Origin of the sequence: Bradyrhizobium iriomotense, from assembly GCF_018130765.1 — a bacterium.
GTDB classification, from domain to species: Bacteria; Pseudomonadota; Alphaproteobacteria; order Rhizobiales; family Xanthobacteraceae; genus Bradyrhizobium; species Bradyrhizobium iriomotense_A.
This window is the reverse complement of record NZ_JAFCJZ010000017.1, coordinates 173,649-189,084: the sequence shown is the minus strand read 5'-3', so window position 1 is coordinate 189,084 and position 15,436 is coordinate 173,649. Positions and strand designations below refer to the sequence as shown.

Annotated in this window: 18 protein-coding genes; 6 read left to right on the top strand and 12 right to left on the bottom strand. The window is 64.1% G+C overall.

Annotated features, from left to right (window positions below; all coding sequences use genetic code 11):
• Positions 1-303 precede the first annotated feature (303 nt).
• From JQ635_RS26925 to JQ635_RS26910, 4 genes are all read right to left on the bottom strand, one after another.
• A complete protein-coding gene (locus JQ635_RS26925; RefSeq protein WP_018647056.1) occupies positions 304-702 on the bottom strand; it encodes a VOC family protein in 399 nt (132 codons plus the stop codon).
• Between the two features lie 187 nt (positions 703-889).
• Positions 890-1,294 (bottom strand): PaaI family thioesterase, encoded by a 405-nt coding sequence (locus JQ635_RS26920; RefSeq protein ID WP_211412791.1) that lies wholly within the window; start codon positions 1,292-1,294, stop codon positions 890-892.
• Positions 1,295-1,369: 75 nt separating this feature from the next.
• Complete coding sequence (locus JQ635_RS26915) at positions 1,370-2,431, bottom strand: tetratricopeptide repeat protein (protein ID WP_211412790.1); 1,062 nt, start codon at positions 2,429-2,431, stop codon at positions 1,370-1,372.
• A gap of 303 nt (positions 2,432-2,734) precedes the next feature.
• Entirely contained in the window at positions 2,735-3,442 is a 708-nt protein-coding gene (locus JQ635_RS26910; protein WP_211412789.1) for a hypothetical protein, read from the bottom strand.
• Positions 3,443-3,664: 222 nt separating this feature from the next.
• Between JQ635_RS26910 and JQ635_RS26905 the strand changes: the two genes are divergently transcribed.
• Positions 3,665-3,994: a DUF6949 family protein gene (locus JQ635_RS26905; protein WP_211412788.1), complete on the top strand. Its 330-nt coding sequence runs from the start codon at positions 3,665-3,667 to the stop codon at positions 3,992-3,994.
• An 81-nt stretch (positions 3,995-4,075) separates the two neighbouring features.
• Entirely contained in the window at positions 4,076-4,606 is a 531-nt protein-coding gene (locus tag JQ635_RS26900) for a gamma carbonic anhydrase family protein (protein WP_211412787.1), read from the top strand.
• A 2-nt stretch (positions 4,607-4,608) separates the two neighbouring features.
• Here JQ635_RS26900 and JQ635_RS26895 read toward each other — a convergent pair whose 3' ends face one another.
• On the bottom strand, positions 4,609-4,773 hold the full coding sequence (locus JQ635_RS26895) for a hypothetical protein (protein ID WP_211412786.1): 165 nt from the start codon (positions 4,771-4,773) through the stop codon (positions 4,609-4,611).
• 94 nt (positions 4,774-4,867) lie between these two features.
• On the opposite strand from JQ635_RS26895, the gene JQ635_RS26890 reads away from it, so the two are divergent.
• Both JQ635_RS26890 and JQ635_RS26885 read left to right on the top strand, forming a co-directional pair.
• On the top strand, positions 4,868-5,185 hold the full coding sequence (locus tag JQ635_RS26890; protein ID WP_211412785.1) for a hypothetical protein: 318 nt from the start codon (positions 4,868-4,870) through the stop codon (positions 5,183-5,185).
• Positions 5,186-5,288: 103 nt separating this feature from the next.
• Positions 5,289-5,666, top strand: a complete 378-nt coding sequence (locus JQ635_RS26885; RefSeq protein WP_211412784.1) for a hypothetical protein — start codon at positions 5,289-5,291, stop codon at positions 5,664-5,666.
• 206 nt (positions 5,667-5,872) lie between these two features.
• Here the strand turns inward: JQ635_RS26885 and JQ635_RS26880 are convergent, their stop codons facing one another.
• The 6 genes from JQ635_RS26880 to JQ635_RS26855 all read right to left on the bottom strand — a co-directional run bounded on the left by JQ635_RS26880 (position 5,873) and on the right by JQ635_RS26855 (position 11,460).
• Positions 5,873-6,364 carry a hypothetical protein gene (locus JQ635_RS26880; protein ID WP_211412783.1) on the bottom strand — a complete coding sequence of 164 codons (492 nt, stop codon included), beginning with the start codon at positions 6,362-6,364 and terminating at the stop codon, positions 5,873-5,875.
• A gap of 179 nt (positions 6,365-6,543) precedes the next feature.
• On the bottom strand, positions 6,544-7,275 hold the full coding sequence (locus JQ635_RS26875) for an aspartate/glutamate racemase family protein (protein WP_211412782.1): 732 nt from the start codon (positions 7,273-7,275) through the stop codon (positions 6,544-6,546).
• Positions 7,276-7,296: 21 nt separating this feature from the next.
• Complete coding sequence (locus tag JQ635_RS26870; RefSeq protein ID WP_211412781.1) at positions 7,297-8,175, bottom strand: ABC transporter permease; 879 nt, start codon at positions 8,173-8,175, stop codon at positions 7,297-7,299.
• A gap of 2 nt (positions 8,176-8,177) precedes the next feature.
• Entirely contained in the window at positions 8,178-9,137 is a 960-nt protein-coding gene (locus tag JQ635_RS26865) for an ABC transporter permease (RefSeq protein WP_211412780.1), read from the bottom strand.
• Between the two features lie 4 nt (positions 9,138-9,141).
• The gene (locus tag JQ635_RS26860) at positions 9,142-10,431 is read right to left on the bottom strand and encodes an ABC transporter substrate-binding protein (RefSeq protein ID WP_211412779.1); all 1,290 of its coding nucleotides are present in this window, start codon (positions 10,429-10,431) and stop codon (positions 9,142-9,144) included.
• Positions 10,432-10,473: 42 nt separating this feature from the next.
• Positions 10,474-11,460 (bottom strand): ABC transporter ATP-binding protein, encoded by a 987-nt coding sequence (locus tag JQ635_RS26855; RefSeq protein ID WP_211412778.1) that lies wholly within the window; start codon positions 11,458-11,460, stop codon positions 10,474-10,476.
• A 254-nt stretch (positions 11,461-11,714) separates the two neighbouring features.
• On the opposite strand from JQ635_RS26855, the gene JQ635_RS26850 reads away from it, so the two are divergent.
• Together JQ635_RS26850 and JQ635_RS26845 are read left to right on the top strand one after the other, a co-directional pair.
• Positions 11,715-12,422 carry a GntR family transcriptional regulator gene (locus tag JQ635_RS26850; RefSeq protein WP_211412777.1) on the top strand — a complete coding sequence of 236 codons (708 nt, stop codon included), beginning with the start codon at positions 11,715-11,717 and terminating at the stop codon, positions 12,420-12,422.
• 273 nt (positions 12,423-12,695) lie between these two features.
• Positions 12,696-13,988 (top strand): metal-dependent hydrolase family protein, encoded by a 1,293-nt coding sequence (locus JQ635_RS26845; protein WP_246583799.1) that lies wholly within the window; start codon positions 12,696-12,698, stop codon positions 13,986-13,988.
• A gap of 53 nt (positions 13,989-14,041) precedes the next feature.
• On the opposite strand, the gene JQ635_RS26840 is transcribed toward JQ635_RS26845, so the two are convergent.
• Entirely contained in the window at positions 14,042-15,241 is a 1,200-nt protein-coding gene (locus JQ635_RS26840) for a M20 aminoacylase family protein (protein WP_211412775.1), read from the bottom strand.
• Positions 15,242-15,436 lie beyond the last annotated feature (195 nt).

Here is a 15,436-nt window from a genome sequence, read left to right as displayed (position 1 = left end):
TATGACTTTTCCCTGCTGGAAACGCCGACCATGATGATGCCGGGCCCATAAGCCAATCGCGAGGTCAGCTTCTGGCCCTTAGCGTCGAACCTCAATCCTCATCTTGGCGTCAGCTCTTTGGCGTAGACCGGACCTGGTCATGGTCCCAGCTGATCGACGAGAATGACCCCGAACAGACATTGCATGCGTGCGCCCATTTGATCGAACGCGGAGAAGTGCGGCTAGTCTCGGAGACTGCAATTGACGGGCGCCAATGACGGGCGCGATCGACCGATACGCAGCAAAACTATCTCGACTTGTCGCTTATCGAGATCCAAACCGCTGTTTGGCAGCGTCGGTAACGGGCGTATACAAGCTAACCAGCGTGCCCTCGGGGTCACGGAATTGAACTGCGCGATTGCCCCACGGCAAATTCTTCGGTTCGTGAACGACTTCGACCTGGCCCTTCAATCGTGCAAACTCGGCATCAACGTCCGTCACTTGAAATTCGATGATTGCCGTACGGTTGGCGGCGGGTTCGGCGCTTCCTTCCTTGAAGAGAGCTACAGTCTCCGCGCTTCCGACGGCGACTGCGGCTGTTGGAGTCACGATCTCAGCGAAGACCGGTGCGAGCCAATCGGCCCTCTTGCCTGTTACCTCTTCGTAGAATCCCACCACGGCTTTGATGTCGCGGGCGATCAGACGTATTGAGGCGAATTTCATAAACCCAGCTCCTTCTGAATGTTTCAGCGTTTCCGCGGAGCAGTATCGCCCCACTGCTGACAGCATGCTGTCAGCAGCCTCCTGCTTCACGGCAGTGACGTCTTTGCCCCCGGCCTTCGGAGGAGCCTTTCGTCCGGCAGCGCGGTCGCTGTGCCTTTGCCACTGGTTGCCCCTGCGGCTTCGAGACCTACTTCTTCGCGAGAATGCGTAGCCGCGCAGTCGCGTCGGCGACGGTCACCTCGGCGGCATCGACGAGATCGGCTTGCACGACGATGTCGCGATCGGTCTGTGCGACGACACGCGCGCGCGCCGTGATGGGCCCGACCGCCGCAGGTTTCAGGAAGCGTGTGTCGAGGCTCTTGGTCACCGCGGTCTGATCGGGCGGGAGCGCCGCGAGTGCGCAAATGCCGGTGGCGGAGTCCAGCATCGCCGCCAGAAATCCGCCCTGGATCGTGCCATGCCTGTTGGTGAACGCGGGCTGCGCCTGGAAGCGGATCAGCGCATGACCGCTCTCGTCAAAGCCAAGCCATTTGCGCCCCAACAGTTGGGCGCCAGGTGGAAGATTTTCCGCCGCATCTGTCACGTCGGTCACCGCGCTTGATGTGTCGGCGACGAGCCTATCAGCCGGTCCATGTCGTGCAAGCGAGACGGCGCATCAAAAGCACGGTCACAGACCGCTCACCGTCTTCGTGACGCGCTCAATTGCCTTTTGGCCATCCGGATCGGACGGGGCCAATTCGGAGAACCGCTTGAGATCTGCCAACGCGCGTTGCGGATCGTTCTTCCGTTCCCATGATATGCCGCGGTTATAGAATGCGATCGCGTAGTTTGGATTGAGCCGGATCGCCTGGTTCAAATCCTCGATGGCGCGATCGTATTCGCCTTTGGCGTTATAGGCGCCGCCGCGGTTGTTGAATGCTTCGAAGTGGCCCGGATCAAGCCGGATCGCCTGGTTGAAATCTTCGATGGCGCGGTCGAATTCGCATTTGGCGTTATAGGTGTTGCCGCGGTTGTTGAACGCGCTTGCGTAGTTCGGATTGAGGCGGATCGCCTGACTGTAATCCTCGATGGTGTGGTCGTATTGGCCTTTCTGCTTGTAGGCGATGCCGCGGTTGTAGAACATATTCGCGCGGTTCGGGTTGAGCCGGATTGCCTGGTTGAAGTCCTCGATGGCGAGGTCGTGTTCGCCTTCGGCGTCATAGGCGGTGCCGCGGTTGTAGAACGCATCTGCGTAGTTCGGTTTGAGCCGGATCGCCTGGTTGTAATCCTCGATGGCGTGGCCCTGTTGGCCTTTGTTGCTATAGGTATTGCCGCGGTTGTTGAACGCGTATGCGTAATTCGGATTAAGCCGGATCGATTGGTCATAATCCTCGATGGCGCGGTCGTACTGGCCTTTATTGAAATAGGCGTTGCCGTGGTTGAAGAACGCCAGTGCGTAGTTCGGATCGAGCCCGATCGCTTGGCTGCAATCTGCAATGGCCTTGTCGCTTTCGTGCTTTCCGTTCCACTCGGAGCAACGATTGTTGAGGAGGGCGGCAAGTTGACGACCGCTGGATTGACCGGAATCGATCGCTCGTGTGCACGCGGCTATTGCCTCTTCGCCAGATGCCTTTCCACATGTATGAACATCGTCGGCCGCGGCTGGCGTCGCCGCCAACCAAAAGGCTAGAGCCGCCAGCGCGGACAAGGCGACAGCCAGAGCCAGCAGCAACACTCTCAACGTCGACATCGGAAACCCCGGGACAATTTGCCCTGTTTGTCGTCATTCCCAAGCATGAGGTTCAGGGCCGGCTGACGACCCCCCGCTCACCCCTTCGGTCCGTGCAACGACGTCGTAGGTTGATTGATCCGACCCGATCGCCCCATGATGACATCATAGCCCTGTTTTGCCCGACGGATCAACTTGACTTCGAAAAATACGAAGGCGTGCCCGAGGCCTGCCTACTGTGCATGGGGTTGTTTTCGACTTTTTTGTCGGGGAGCTCTAGCCATCCCCGCAAGCCGATCTTGCGGCGGGGCCGAAAGGCCGGGCTCAGCTCTTCGGCCCGCGCAGCTGCGCCGTCAGTCTGTCCATCGCCTCCGCCGTCTCGCGCCACTGCGACAGCCAGCTGCGCGGGAAGCGGAAGGTGAGGTCGGCGCCGCCGACGCGGCGCTCGGAGAGGCACATGCCGGGGGTCGCCGCATCGCGCGTGCAGCGCGCGGCCAGCGCGGGGCTGGCGGCGGAGTAGAGATCCTCGCTGCCGTAAGGTGTGTCGGCGCGGAACATCCGCATCGTCAGCCCGTCCTCGGGCTGGGTCGCGGCCTGATCGAGATAGCGCGGATAGATCGTGGCGGTTCGCTGCTCGGGCGAGAGCGCATCGTGATGGGCCGCGATCGACAGGAAGATGCGGTCGATCGATTGCACCGCCGCTTCCACCGTGTCGGCGGTGACGTGCTTGGGCGCGCCGGGCGATTCCAGCGAGGGATAGAGGAAATCGAGATCGATGCGCTCCTGTGGCCCGGAGTGCCGCTGGATCTTCATCCGGATCGCCGTCGTCGGCAGGTTGAACAGCGTGCCGCCGACGCTCACCGGCAGCTTGTCCGGGGCGCTGGCGCCGCCGGCTCCCCAGGTCGGCCACAACAAATAGGCAACCAGCGCCACCGCACCCAGTGCGGCAGCGCCGCCGAGCACGATCGGGACCACGTGCGCCCAAGTGCGCGTCCTGGAGGACCTGAGGGGAGCTGCCGAAAACAACGTCATGATGAGCGCGCAGGGGACCGAAGTAGGCCGATGGCCGACGAATCAGCGGCGAATATGCCATGCGGCGGCGAATTCGCGCAGCCTTGCCGGCCGCGGGGAAGGGGGGAGGGCCCTGCGCGGATCGGCCGGCACCGTTAACCTTCTCTTAAGGATAATGTAGCGTTAACCAGCACGATTTGTCACAGGAAGGCTCCGGCGTTGCGTAAGTGCGGACAGTTTCCGATGACACCTGAAGCTCTCAATTCCTTCTTCTCGATTTGCATCGGTTTCGCGCTCGCCGGCGCCCTCGTGAACGGATACCAGGCGGTCGCGCAGCGGCCGGCCGGCTTCGGCCTGTTGCAGGACGGCGTGGCGCCGAAGACCTTCGCGGCGGTGCCGTTCCTGGTGTTCGCGGCGCCCTTCATCATCATGCGCAACACGCTGCGCGGCATGCAGCTGGAAAGCCGCCGCGTCGAATTCGTGATGATGGCGACCGTCATCGCCGGCTTCTGGAGCATGATGAGCGGCACCTTCTTCCTGATGACGCTGCGCGCCGCCGGCGTCCTGACCTGAGGCCAGGCTCGCAGGCCGCGCGGCCCTTTGCGTCGGGGCCGCCGTTTCGCTATGGCTGGGTCAACCCGACAGGAGACCTTGATGGCGATTTACGAGCTCGACGGGCAGGCGCCCGAACTTCCCGCCGACGGCAATTATTTCATCGCGGAGACCGCGACCGTGATCGGCCGGGTGCGCCTGAAGCCGGGGGCGAGCGTCTGGTTCGGCGCGGTGCTGCGCGGCGACAATGAGTGGATCGAGATCGGCGAGGGCGCCAACGTGCAGGACGGCTCGACCTGCCACACCGATCTCGGCTTTCCGCTCGTCATCGGCAAGAACTGCACCGTCGGTCACAACGTCATCCTGCATGGCTGCACCGTCGAGGAGGGCGCGCTGATCGGCATGGGCTCGATCGTGATGAACGGCGCGAAGATCGGCCGCAACAGCATCGTCGGCGCCGGTTCCGTCATCACCGAGGGCAAGGAGTTTGCCGAACGTTCGCTGATCATCGGCTCGCCCGCGCGCGTGATCCGCACGCTCGACGACGCGCAGGTGCAGAGAATGGGAAGCGCGGCGAAGTTCTACGTCGCCAACGGCCCGCGTTTCAAGAAAGGCTTGAAGCGGATCGGCTGAGCTCAGCGTCCTTCGGATTCGCGCGCTTCGATCGCGCCGGCGACCTTCTCGTGGCCGGCCGCCCAGAGCGCATGCTCGTCGCTGCCGTCGACGTAGGGATTGGCTTCGGCCGGGATGCGTTCGCGCGCGGCGCGTTCGCCTTCTGCAAAGGGATCGCGATCGGTCATCGTGATTTGGCCTCCTCGCTTTCAAGCTGATGTGACGGGATTGGTTCCGGAACGCGTCCTGGTCGGGACCGTTGACGGATAAAGGAGCATCCCAATGGTCCCACCGTGCGCAAACGCTTCAATGAAGACGTTGGTCTTGATCTTCGCCCTCGCGGCGATGCCGGCCGTATCCTTCGCGCAAGCGACCGGCGGCTCTGTGGGATCGAGCGGCAGTTCGTCGGGACCGACCGGAGGTGTCGCCAACGCGCCGGCGCCGCCGCCCGGCACCAACAGCCTGGGGACCGCTCAATCGTCAGGCCCGGGCTCCGGAGTCACCACCGGCTCCGGCACCGGTAGCGCTGCCGACGCCACCGTCAATGCCGAGAACCGGCAGCTCGACAAGAAGATGAAGAGCATCTGTCGCGGCTGCTGATGCTCGCGTGGAAGTGAGACAGTGTGGCTGTCCCGATGGCCCCGACAACGCTAGCTTGATCCGGCTTTGAAGCGTGGAGCGTGTCCACGCGGAGGATCGAGTGATGTTACGTAAGACGATGATGGCGGCGCTGGCCGTCGCGGTGGTCGGACTGTCGGCGCCGCAGGCGGCAGAGGCGCGGGGCGGTTTCGGACATGGCGGCGGCTTCCATGGCGGTGGATTCCATGGCGGCGGCTGGGGCCATGGCGGTCACGGCCATTGGCATGGCGGCGGCTTCTGGCCCGGCGTTGCCATCGGCGCAGGCCTCGCAGGCGCCGGCTATTACGGAGCCTATTACGGCTATGGCTCCCCCTATTACGGCGATCCCTACTATTATGGTACCGGCTATGACGACGGCGGTTACGGCGGCTGCTACGTCGTGCGCAAGCGCGTGATGACGCCTTCGGGTTGGCGATACCGTCGCGTCGACGTCTGTGAATGAGGCGGTAAGACGAATGAGGCCGGAAGATCTATCGGCCCACTAAAAAACAAGGCCGTTGACGCAGTATACCGTCAACGACCTTGCCAGCCCCGGATATTGAAATCGGCTCACGCCATCCGGTAACGGGCAGCATCGCGCGGAATCATACGGGCGAATGTGATCCAGTTCACAAGTGGAGAAATTAAAGCCGCCGGCGAAAGCCCAGCTCAGTCGCGCGAGCGCTTGCGCGCGCTGGCATGGCGGTAACGCGCCGGTTTCCTGCGGGTAACCGAGGGCGTCTCGGCCTCGGTGGCGCGGGCACTGGCGAAGGACTGGCGCAAGCCGTCGATGGATTCGTTCAGGGTCGTCACCTGCTCCGACAGGCGCTTGGTATCGGCCTGCTGGGCCGCGAGCAGTCGCTTCACGGTCTGGAGCTGGTCCTGCACGACCTGGAGCTGGTCGATCGATTCCTGCTGGGTCGCCTCCAAACCCTTGGTCTTCTCGACCAGCTGCTCGGAGGCCTGGGCGGTGCGGGCCTGCAGCTGTCGCGACGCCACCACCCGGTCGGTTTCCGGCGCTGAGCCGGTATAGGCGCGCCAGATCGCGATCGAAGTCACGCCGGCGATCAGCAGAAAAAGGGCAACGGCGGTCAGCGCGATGGGCTGGGCGCCAAGGCGAAACAGGGGGGTGGACGGTCTGTCCTCCACGAGATCGATCATCGCTGACAAAACCCAAAGTGAAACTTGGTGAGTGGCGAAGACCGGTTGCCGGAAAGGGCGACCGGGATGTCCCGAAAGTGTTACTGTTCGGCAACAATTGGGACCAAAAAGAGGCTGGCGGCCAAAAAAGCAGCCGGTGCTTGGCTTTACCCCCCGGGGGCGGGGCCAGATGGCCAGATTCAGGGCTGGAACGGCGAAAACGGCCCGGAATAGGTCTTCGGCCGCGGCGCCGCATAGGGGCCGAGCCGCGACGTCTTCAGCCCCAACCGCACCAGCGATTCCGCCAGCGTCACCGCGGCGGCGACGCCGTCGACTACGGGCAGGCCGTGGGCTGCGGCAAGTTCAGTGGCGAGATCGGACATGCCGGCGCAGCCGAGCACGACGGCCTCTGCCCGGTCGTCGCGGATGGCGGCGGTGATCTCCGCCGAGATTTTGCCGAGCGCGTCAGTGTTGCGCTCCTCGAGCGCGAGCACCGGGACCTCGGCGGCGCGGACCCGGGCGCAGCGCTCCGCAAGGCCGTACTTCTTCAGATTGTGTTCGATCGGCACGATGGAGACGCCCAGCGTCGTCACCACGGCAAAGCGCGCGGCGATCAGGCTCACCATGTGGAAGCCGGCTTCACCGATGCCGATCACCGGCACTTTCGCGGCGGCGCGCGCGGCATCCAAGCCGGTGTCGTCGAAGCAGGCGATGATGTGTGCATCCGCGCCATCGCGATCGGCGTCGCGGATGCAGCCGAGCATGCCGGGCACCGCAAAAGCCTCGTCGTAAAAACCCTCGATCGAGACCGGGCCCATCGCGGGCTGGCGCGCATCGATCACCGTGTCGGGCAGGGCAATGCTGCGCGCCGCAGCGGCGATCTTCGCCGTCATCGACGCCGTGGTGTTGGGATTGACGACGTGAAGTCGCATCGCGATCAGACGAGCCCCTTGTCAGACAAGCCCTTGGCCAGCGTCCGAGCCCTTGGCCGCCTGCCGCTTGTTGAGCACGTGGATGGTGCCGAGCGCAAGCGTGATCACGGTGAACGAGACGGCCGAGATCACGGTGCCGAGCGCATAGATGTCGGGGTTGGTCACGGTGGTGGTGAGGCCCTGGAGATCCAGTGGCAACGTGTTCACCGCGCCGATCGCCTGGCTGGAGCGCGCGAGCTCGTCCCAGGACAGCGTGAAGCCGAACAGGCCGATGCCGATCACCGAAGGCAGGATGATGGGCAGCACGACATGGCGGAATGTCTGCCACGGCGTCGCGCCGAGATCGCGCGCGGCTTCTTCCAGCCGAGGATCGAAGCGGTTGAAGATCGCGAACATGATGAGCAGCCCGAACGGCAGCGTCCAGGTCAGGTGCGCGCCGAGCCCGGAAGTGAGCAGGCCCATCGAGGTCTCGAAATTCTCGTTCCAGTGCGCCTTGATCAGATCGTCGACGATGCGGAATTCCAGCGAGATGCCGAGCGAGGTGATGATCGATGGAACAATGAGACTGGCGATCGCCGAATAGAACAGGATGCTTTGTGCCTTGAACTTGCGGCGGAAGGCCATGCCGGCGGCGACCGACAGCACCACGGTGACGATCATCACGATCACGCCCAGCAGCAGCGAGCGGCGGAAGGCCGCGCCGAGATCGACGATGCCGGTGCCCTGGAACAGCTTTGCGATCCAGAAGGTCGACACGCCGTTCATCGGGAAGGTGAGGCCGCCCTGCGGCCCCTGGAACGACAGCACGTAGATCGCGATCATCGGGCCGTAGAGAAACAGCGTGTAAGCCGCGAAGAAGGCCGCGAGCACGTAGAAAGAGCGGGGACGTCCTTCCTTCATGCTCAGAGCTCCTTCTTGATGTCGACGATGCGCGACATCATGGTGATGATCAGGAAGGTGATCGCGAGCAGGATCACGGCGTTCGCTGCCGCTGCCGGGAACTGCAGCGCGTTGACCCGCGTCTCGATGATCTTGCCGGCCGCGGCAATCTGCTGGCCGCCCATCACGCCGATGGTGATGAAGTCGCCCATCACGATGGTGATGACGAAGATCGAGCCGATCACGATGCCGGGCTTGGCCAGCGGAATGATGACGTTGACGAGCGTCTGCAAACCGGTGGCGCCGGCGTCATAGGCGGCCTCGATCAGCGACTTGTCGATGCGCACCATCGAATTGAAGATCGGCACCACCATGAAGAAGGTGAAGAGGTGCACCAGCGCCAGCACGACGGAGAATTCGGAGAACAGCAGCCATTCCAGCGGATGATTGATCAGCCCTGTCTTGACGAGGCCGGAATTGACGAGGCCGTTGCGACCGAGCAGCGGGATCCAGGCGATCATGCGGATCACGTTGGAGGTCCAGAACGGGATCGTGCAGAGCAGTGACAATCCCATCTGCCAGGTCTTTGACTTGACGTGGAAGGCGAGGAAATAGGCGACCCAGAAGCCGATGAAGAGGGTGATGGCCCAGACCATGAAGCAAAGCTTCAGCGTCATCAGATAGGTCTTGCCGATGGTGCAGAGCTCGGGAAGCTGCGCGATGCAGCCTTCGAACGTGTCGGTGTAGCCGCGGCCCGAGAAGGCCGGCAGCAGCTGGTATTCGTTGTAGTCCCAGAAGGACACGATGACGACGAACACCAGCGGGATCAGGAAGAAGGCGAGAAACACCAGCATCATCGGCCCGGCCTGGAGCCAGGAGATGAAGGACGGCGACAGGCGCGCCGCTTTCGCGGCGCGCTTCGTCTCCGATCCCCGGACGAGGTCCGGGGATGCCTGATGCAGGATGTCCTCTGACGCGTCCATCAACTTACGCCGCGATGAACTCGTTCCACTTGCGGACCATGTAGTCGTTCTCGTCCATCACGGCGTTCCAGCAGGCAACGCCGCCCATGCGGTCCTCGTAGGAGCCGCCGTCACGCACCGCGCCGGCCTTCTCCAGCAGCGAGCCGTCGGGCGCCTTGATGTCCTTCTCGGCCGGCTTGCCTTCCATCCAGTAGGCCCACTCGTACGGCTCCATGTGCGCCTTCGCGGTGGAGAGCACGGCGGAGTAGTAACCCTGGCGGTTGAGATAGGCGCCGGCATAGCCGGACAGGAACCAGTTCACGAACTCATAGGCCCATTCGAGCTTGGCACCCGACACGCCCTTGGAGACGCAGAAGCCCGACGCCCAGGATCGGTAGCCTTCCTTGAGCGGCTGGAAGGTGCAGGGGATGCCCATCGAGCGCACCTTCGTTACCGCCGGCGACCACATCGACTGGATCACCGTCTCGCCTGATGCCATCAGGTTGACGCTCTCGTTAAAATCCTTCCAGAAGGCGCGGAACTGGCCGGCCTTCTTGGCCTCGGTCATCACCTTCATGGTGAGATCGATCTCTTCCTTAGTCATGTTGCCCTTGTCGGCATATTTGTACTTGCCGGTGGCTTCCACGACCATCGCGGCATCCATGATGCCGATCGAGGGGATGTTGAGGATCGAGGCCTTGCCCTTGAATTCGGGATTGAGCAGCTCGGCCCAGGTGCTGATCGGCCGCTTGATCAGGTCGGGGCGGATGCCGAGCGTGTCGGCGTTGTAGACGGTCGGGATCAGCGTGACGAACTCGGTCGCCGACGTCGCGAACTTCTTGGAGTCCTTACCTTCGAGATAGAGCACCTTCCAGGGCGCGGTGCCCTGGCCGCCGATCTTCTTGCCGCCGGGCGTCTGACCCTTGGTGAAGACCGGCGTGATGTTGTCGAATTCCTTGATCTTCTTGGCGTCGAGGGCAAGGATGTTGCCCGACGGCACCAGCTTCTTCAGCGAGAAATATTCGGTGTCCAGCACGTCGAAGGAGTTCGGCTGGGTCATCACGCGCTTGGTGACGTCGTCGGTGGTCGCGGTGATGTATTCGATCTTGATGCCGGTGTCCTTCAGGCACTGCTTGGAGATGTCGTCGCCCTCGTTCACGGCGGTGCCGAGATAGCGCAGCACCTTCGCATCGGCCGACTTCACATAGGGAAAGCCGGTGATGGCGCCGGAGCCGGCGGCAAGGCCGGCGAGACCCGCGGTGCCCTTGAGCAGCGTGCGGCGGCTGACGCCCTTCTTCCCAGTGGTCTCGGTCATATCAGTCACTCCTCTGTTGCGCATTCCAGTGATCGATCGGCGCTATTGCAGGCGCTGCGCCTTGGCGGGATCCCAGGTCGCCAGCACGCGGTCGCCCGGACGGAACGGGTGAACGTCGAAGGTGGCTTCCGGAACATGGGAGAACAGGGCGGTGCCATCGTCGAGCGTGAGCGAGACGGCAATGTAGGAGCCCTGGTACTCGGTCTGGGTCAGCAGCGCCGGCGCGCCGAACGCGCCGTCGGCGAACGGCACGATGCCGAGCTGATCGGCGCGCACGGCGATGAGGTTGCCGGCGTCGCTGAGGACGTTGTGGCCGCCGATGAAGCGGGCCACGAATTCGGTGCGGGGATAGTGGAAGATGTCGCGGGCCGAGCCCTGCTGCTCGATCTTGCCGTGGTTCATCACCACGATGTGGTCGGCGAGCGCCATTGCCTCTTCCTGGCCGTGGGTGACCTGGATGAAGCTGATGCCGAGCTCGCGCTGCAGCCGCTTGAGTTCGCCGCGCATCTTCACCCGCAGGAACGGATCGAGCGCCGAGAGCGGCTCGTCGAGCAGCAGGATCTGCGGCTCGGTGATCAGCGCGCGGGCCAGCGCGACGCGTTGCTGCTGGCCGCCGGAGAGCTGCGCCGGCAGCCGGCCGGCATAGGGGCTCATGGCCACCAGCTCCAGGAGTTCCCCGGCACGCTTGTGCCGCGTCGGCTTGTCGACGCCGCGCATTTTCAGGGCGAAGGCGACGTTGTCGATCACGCTGAGGTGCGGAAACAGCGCGTAGGACTGGAACATCATCGCCGTGCCGCGCTTGGCGGGCTCGAGGTCGGTGACGTTCTGTGCGCCCAGGATGATGTCACCTTCGCTGACCGCCTCGTGGCCGGCGATCATGCGCAGGGTCGAGGTCTTGCCGCAGCCGGAGGGGCCGAGCAGGCAGCAATAGGTGCCTGCCGGGATCTTCAAATTGACGGTGTCGACCGCCAGCGTGGTGTCGTAGCGCTTGGTGACGGCGACCAGTTCGAGAGCGGCGGGAGTGGCCATGGCGTGTCCAAGGAGGGCGATGCTTCCGCCTCTCTCCGCAAGGTCCGTGCCAACAGCCGTCGGTCGGCAAAATCCCAAAACTGTGCAGCGGAGTCAGATCGTTAGATCGAATCCGGCGTATTCGGGCTGTCCGCCGCTTGGGCAGTCACCTGCACACAAAACGGGCGAAGATTGTATAAAGTTTCGCCTGTGATTGGATACAGCTCGTCGACTAACATTCGAGGCCGAACGTTCGCCGATCGAGCCTCACACCCATGGCCGCCAAGACCCGCCAAAAATCCGATGCGCCAGACGCGAGCGATCGCGTCAGCCGTATCAGGGAGGGTGTGACCGCGGCGATCCTCGAGCATCGTCTCTTGCCGGGCACGAAGCTTGGCGAGGACGAGATCGGTGAGATCTATGGTGCGAGCCGGACGCTGGTGCGTACCGCGCTGCAGCAACTCGCGCATGAGGGCATCGTCAACATCGAGAAGAACCGCGGCGCCTTCGTCGCGCGCCCGACGCCCGCCGATGCCCGCGAAGTGTTCGAGGCGCGCCGCCTGATCGAGCCCACCATCGTGGACCACGCGATCGACGCGGTCTCGCCGGCCTGGCTTGATCGCCTCCAGGGACATCTTGCCGAGGAGCGCGAGGCGGAGCTGCGCGGCGACGCGCGCGCCTCGGTCCGGCTCTCCGGCGAGTTTCATCGGCTCGTCGCCGAGATGAGCGGTCACAGCATCTATCTCGGCTTCCTCAAGGAGCTGATCGCGCGCTCCTCGCTCATCATCCTGCTCTATCGCCGCCACGACACGCCGGCCTGCGGCACCGATCACCATGCCGGCATCGTCGCCGCGATCCGCAAGCGCGACAAGCAGGCCGCGCGCGCGCAGATGCTGTCGCATCTGAACGAGATCGAAGCCGAGCTGTTCCTGAAGGACCCCGCCGCCGACGAGCTGCGGCTCGCCGACGTTCTGGGCGCCTGAGCGCCCGCGGCCTGGCGCCGCACGCGACCTCTTTGATTTACTTGCTTTGATTCAATTGTCGTCGGGCGAGCCGGTCCTTCATCATGGCAGAACTGCAATTGCCGCCATGGTTGTAAGTTGACGGCGGCTAAACGTCGGCGTCAACTACCGCCCGACGTTGCGTACCTGCCATCACCCCTCGCGTAGCCTGAACCTGTGTGGAAGGCTGATATGTCGGGTTTGAGGATGTCGGCCAAAGTCTTGGCCAGCACTGCATTGCTCGGCGGCATTGCAATGGTGCTCGGGAGCCTGTCATCCGCACCGGCTCAGGAGACGGCGGTCCTGTTCCGCAATGTCCGGATCTTCGACGGCAAGGGCAGCGCGCTCTCGGCGCCGTCCAACGTCCTCGTCAGAAACGGAGTCATCGAGAAGATTTCGACTGCGAACATCGCGCCCGCCGGTCAGGTGATCGACGGCGGTGGCCGCGTGCTGATGCCGGGACTGATCGATGCGCATTGGCACGCGATGCTGGTGCGTCCGACGCCGATGGCCGCGCTTACGGGCGATATCGGCTACAACAATTTGCTTGCGGCGGCTGAGGCGACCGCGACGCTGATGCGCGGCTTCACTACGGTGCGTGACATGGGCGGGCCCAGTTTCGGCCTCAAGCGAGCCATTGACGAGGATCTCGTCGCCGGTCCGCGCATCTATCCCTCCGGTGCCATCATCACCATCACCAGCGGCCATGGCGACTTCCGGCAGCTCTCCGATCTGCCGCGAACGATCGGCGGCATGCTCAGCCGCATGGAACTGGTCGGAGGCAGCATGGTCGCCGACAGCCCCGACGAGGTGCGCGTGCGCGCGCGTGAGCAGCTCATGCAGGGCGCCTCGCAGGTCAAGCTCACCGCAGGCGGCGGCGTCGCATCGCCCTTCAGCCCGCTCGACGTCTCCACCTTCACCGAGCCAGAGCTGCGCGCAGCCGTCGAAGCTGCCGACAATTGGGGCACCTATGTCGCCACGCACGCTTACACGCCGGTCGCGATCCAGCGCTCGATCGCAGCCGGCGTCAGATGCATCGAGCACGGTCATCTCATGGACGAGGCGAGCGCGAAGCTGATTGCCGAGAAGGGGATCTGGCTCAGCACGCAGCCGTTCCTGGATCCGTCCGCCGCGGCTGCGTTGGGACCGGCGGAGCAGGACAAGCTGCGGCAGGTGGTTGCCGGCACGGACCGCGTCTACGCGCTGGCGAAGAAGTACAAGATCAAGACCGCTTTCGGCACCGACGTGCTGTTCTCGAAGGCGCTGGCGGACAGGCAAGGCGCGATGCTGGCCGCGCTGACGCGCTGGTACACGCCCGCCGAAGCGCTGGCCATGGCGACGTCCGCCAATGCCGAACTGCTGAGCCTGTCTGGCCTGCGCAATCCCTATCCCGGCAAGCTCGGCGTGGTGGAGGAGGGCGCGCTGGCCGATCTCCTGCTCGTCGACGGCAATCCGCTCGACAACATCGCCCTCATCGAAGATCCCGCGAAGAATTTCGTCGTGATCATGAAGGGCGGCAGGATCTACAGGAACATCGTGCCGCGCTGACAAAGGCGGCCTTGCGGTGCGCTTTCCCGAGGGAAATTCATCGCCCCCGGCGACTACGCCTCGACCGCAAGCTCCTTTCGCACCAGGCTCACCCAGTAGGTCGATCCGAGTGCGAGCACATCGTCGTTGAAATCGTAGAGCGGTGTGTGAAGCCGGTGGCAGGGCCCGTCCTCGGCGCTGCCGTTTCCGATCCGGATGAAGGCGCCCGGGCGCTGCTCCAGCATGAAGGCGAAGTCGTCGGCGCCGGTGTTGAGCGGGATGTTGGTGTCGACCTTGCCGGCGCCGACGATGCCGGCCGCAACCTCGGTCGCGATCGCGACTTCTGCCGCGGTATTGACCAGCGGCGGATAGCGGCGCTTGTAGATGGTTTCGGCGGTGCAGCCCTGGATCGCCGCGACGCCGTCCGCCAGTTGGCGCAGCCGCTGCTCCAGAATATCGCGCACGGCGGGCGAGAAGCAGCGTGCGGTCCCGGTGATCACGACTTCGGCCGGGATGACGTTCGGCGAGCTGAACGCGCCGCCATGGATATGTCCGACGCTGAGCACTGCTGGCTCCACCGCCGGCACGTTGCGGGCGACGATCGTCTGGACGCCGAGGATGAAGTTGGCGAGCGGGATGGTGGGATCGGTTGCAGTATGCGCGCCGGATCCACCGTGGCCGCCGGTGCCGCGGAAGGTGACGATCCAGGTGTCGCTCGCCGCCAGCGCCGGGCCCTGGCGGATGCCGAACTCGCCGGCGCGAAGTCCGGGCTGGTTGTGCATGCCGTAGACCGCGTCGGTGGGAAAGCGCTCGAACAGGCCTTCCTCCAGCATCACGCGGGCGCCGCCGAGGCCTTCCTCCGCGGGCTGGAAGATGAAGTGCACGGTGCCGCCGAAATCTCTGTTCTCCGCGAGGTAACGCGCGGCACCAAGCAGCATCGCGGTGTGTCCATCATGGCCGCAGGCGTGCATCTTGCCGGGGACGGTCGAGCGATGCGCAAATTCGCTCTTCTCCTCGATGCGAAGCGCGTCCATGTCGGCGCGAAGCGCGATGGCGCGCTGTCCGGGCCGGTGGCCCCTGAGCGTGCCGACGACGCCGGTCCCGGCGATCGCTTCGTGGGTCTCGATGCCCCAGTCGCGCAGCTTGCCGGCCACCAGCGCTGCGGTTCGCACTTCCTCGAACGCGATCTCCGGATGGGCGTGAATGTCGCGCCGGATGGCGATCAGTTCGCCTTCGAAAGCCTTGATGGCGGACAGGATCGCGTTGCTGGTCATGACGGGCAATTCCGGATTCCGGTGAAGTCGGGTGAAGCGCAAGGCGCAGGACCCGATTAGCCCGAAGCATCCGAACGGGGAAGCTACGCGCGCGCACAGGAGGCAGGCATTGATTGCGCTGCTTGCGGACGCCCAAAAAAGTTGCGGCCAGCCATTGGGGGATGGCTGGCCGCGCGCGAACCGGTCTGGGACGGG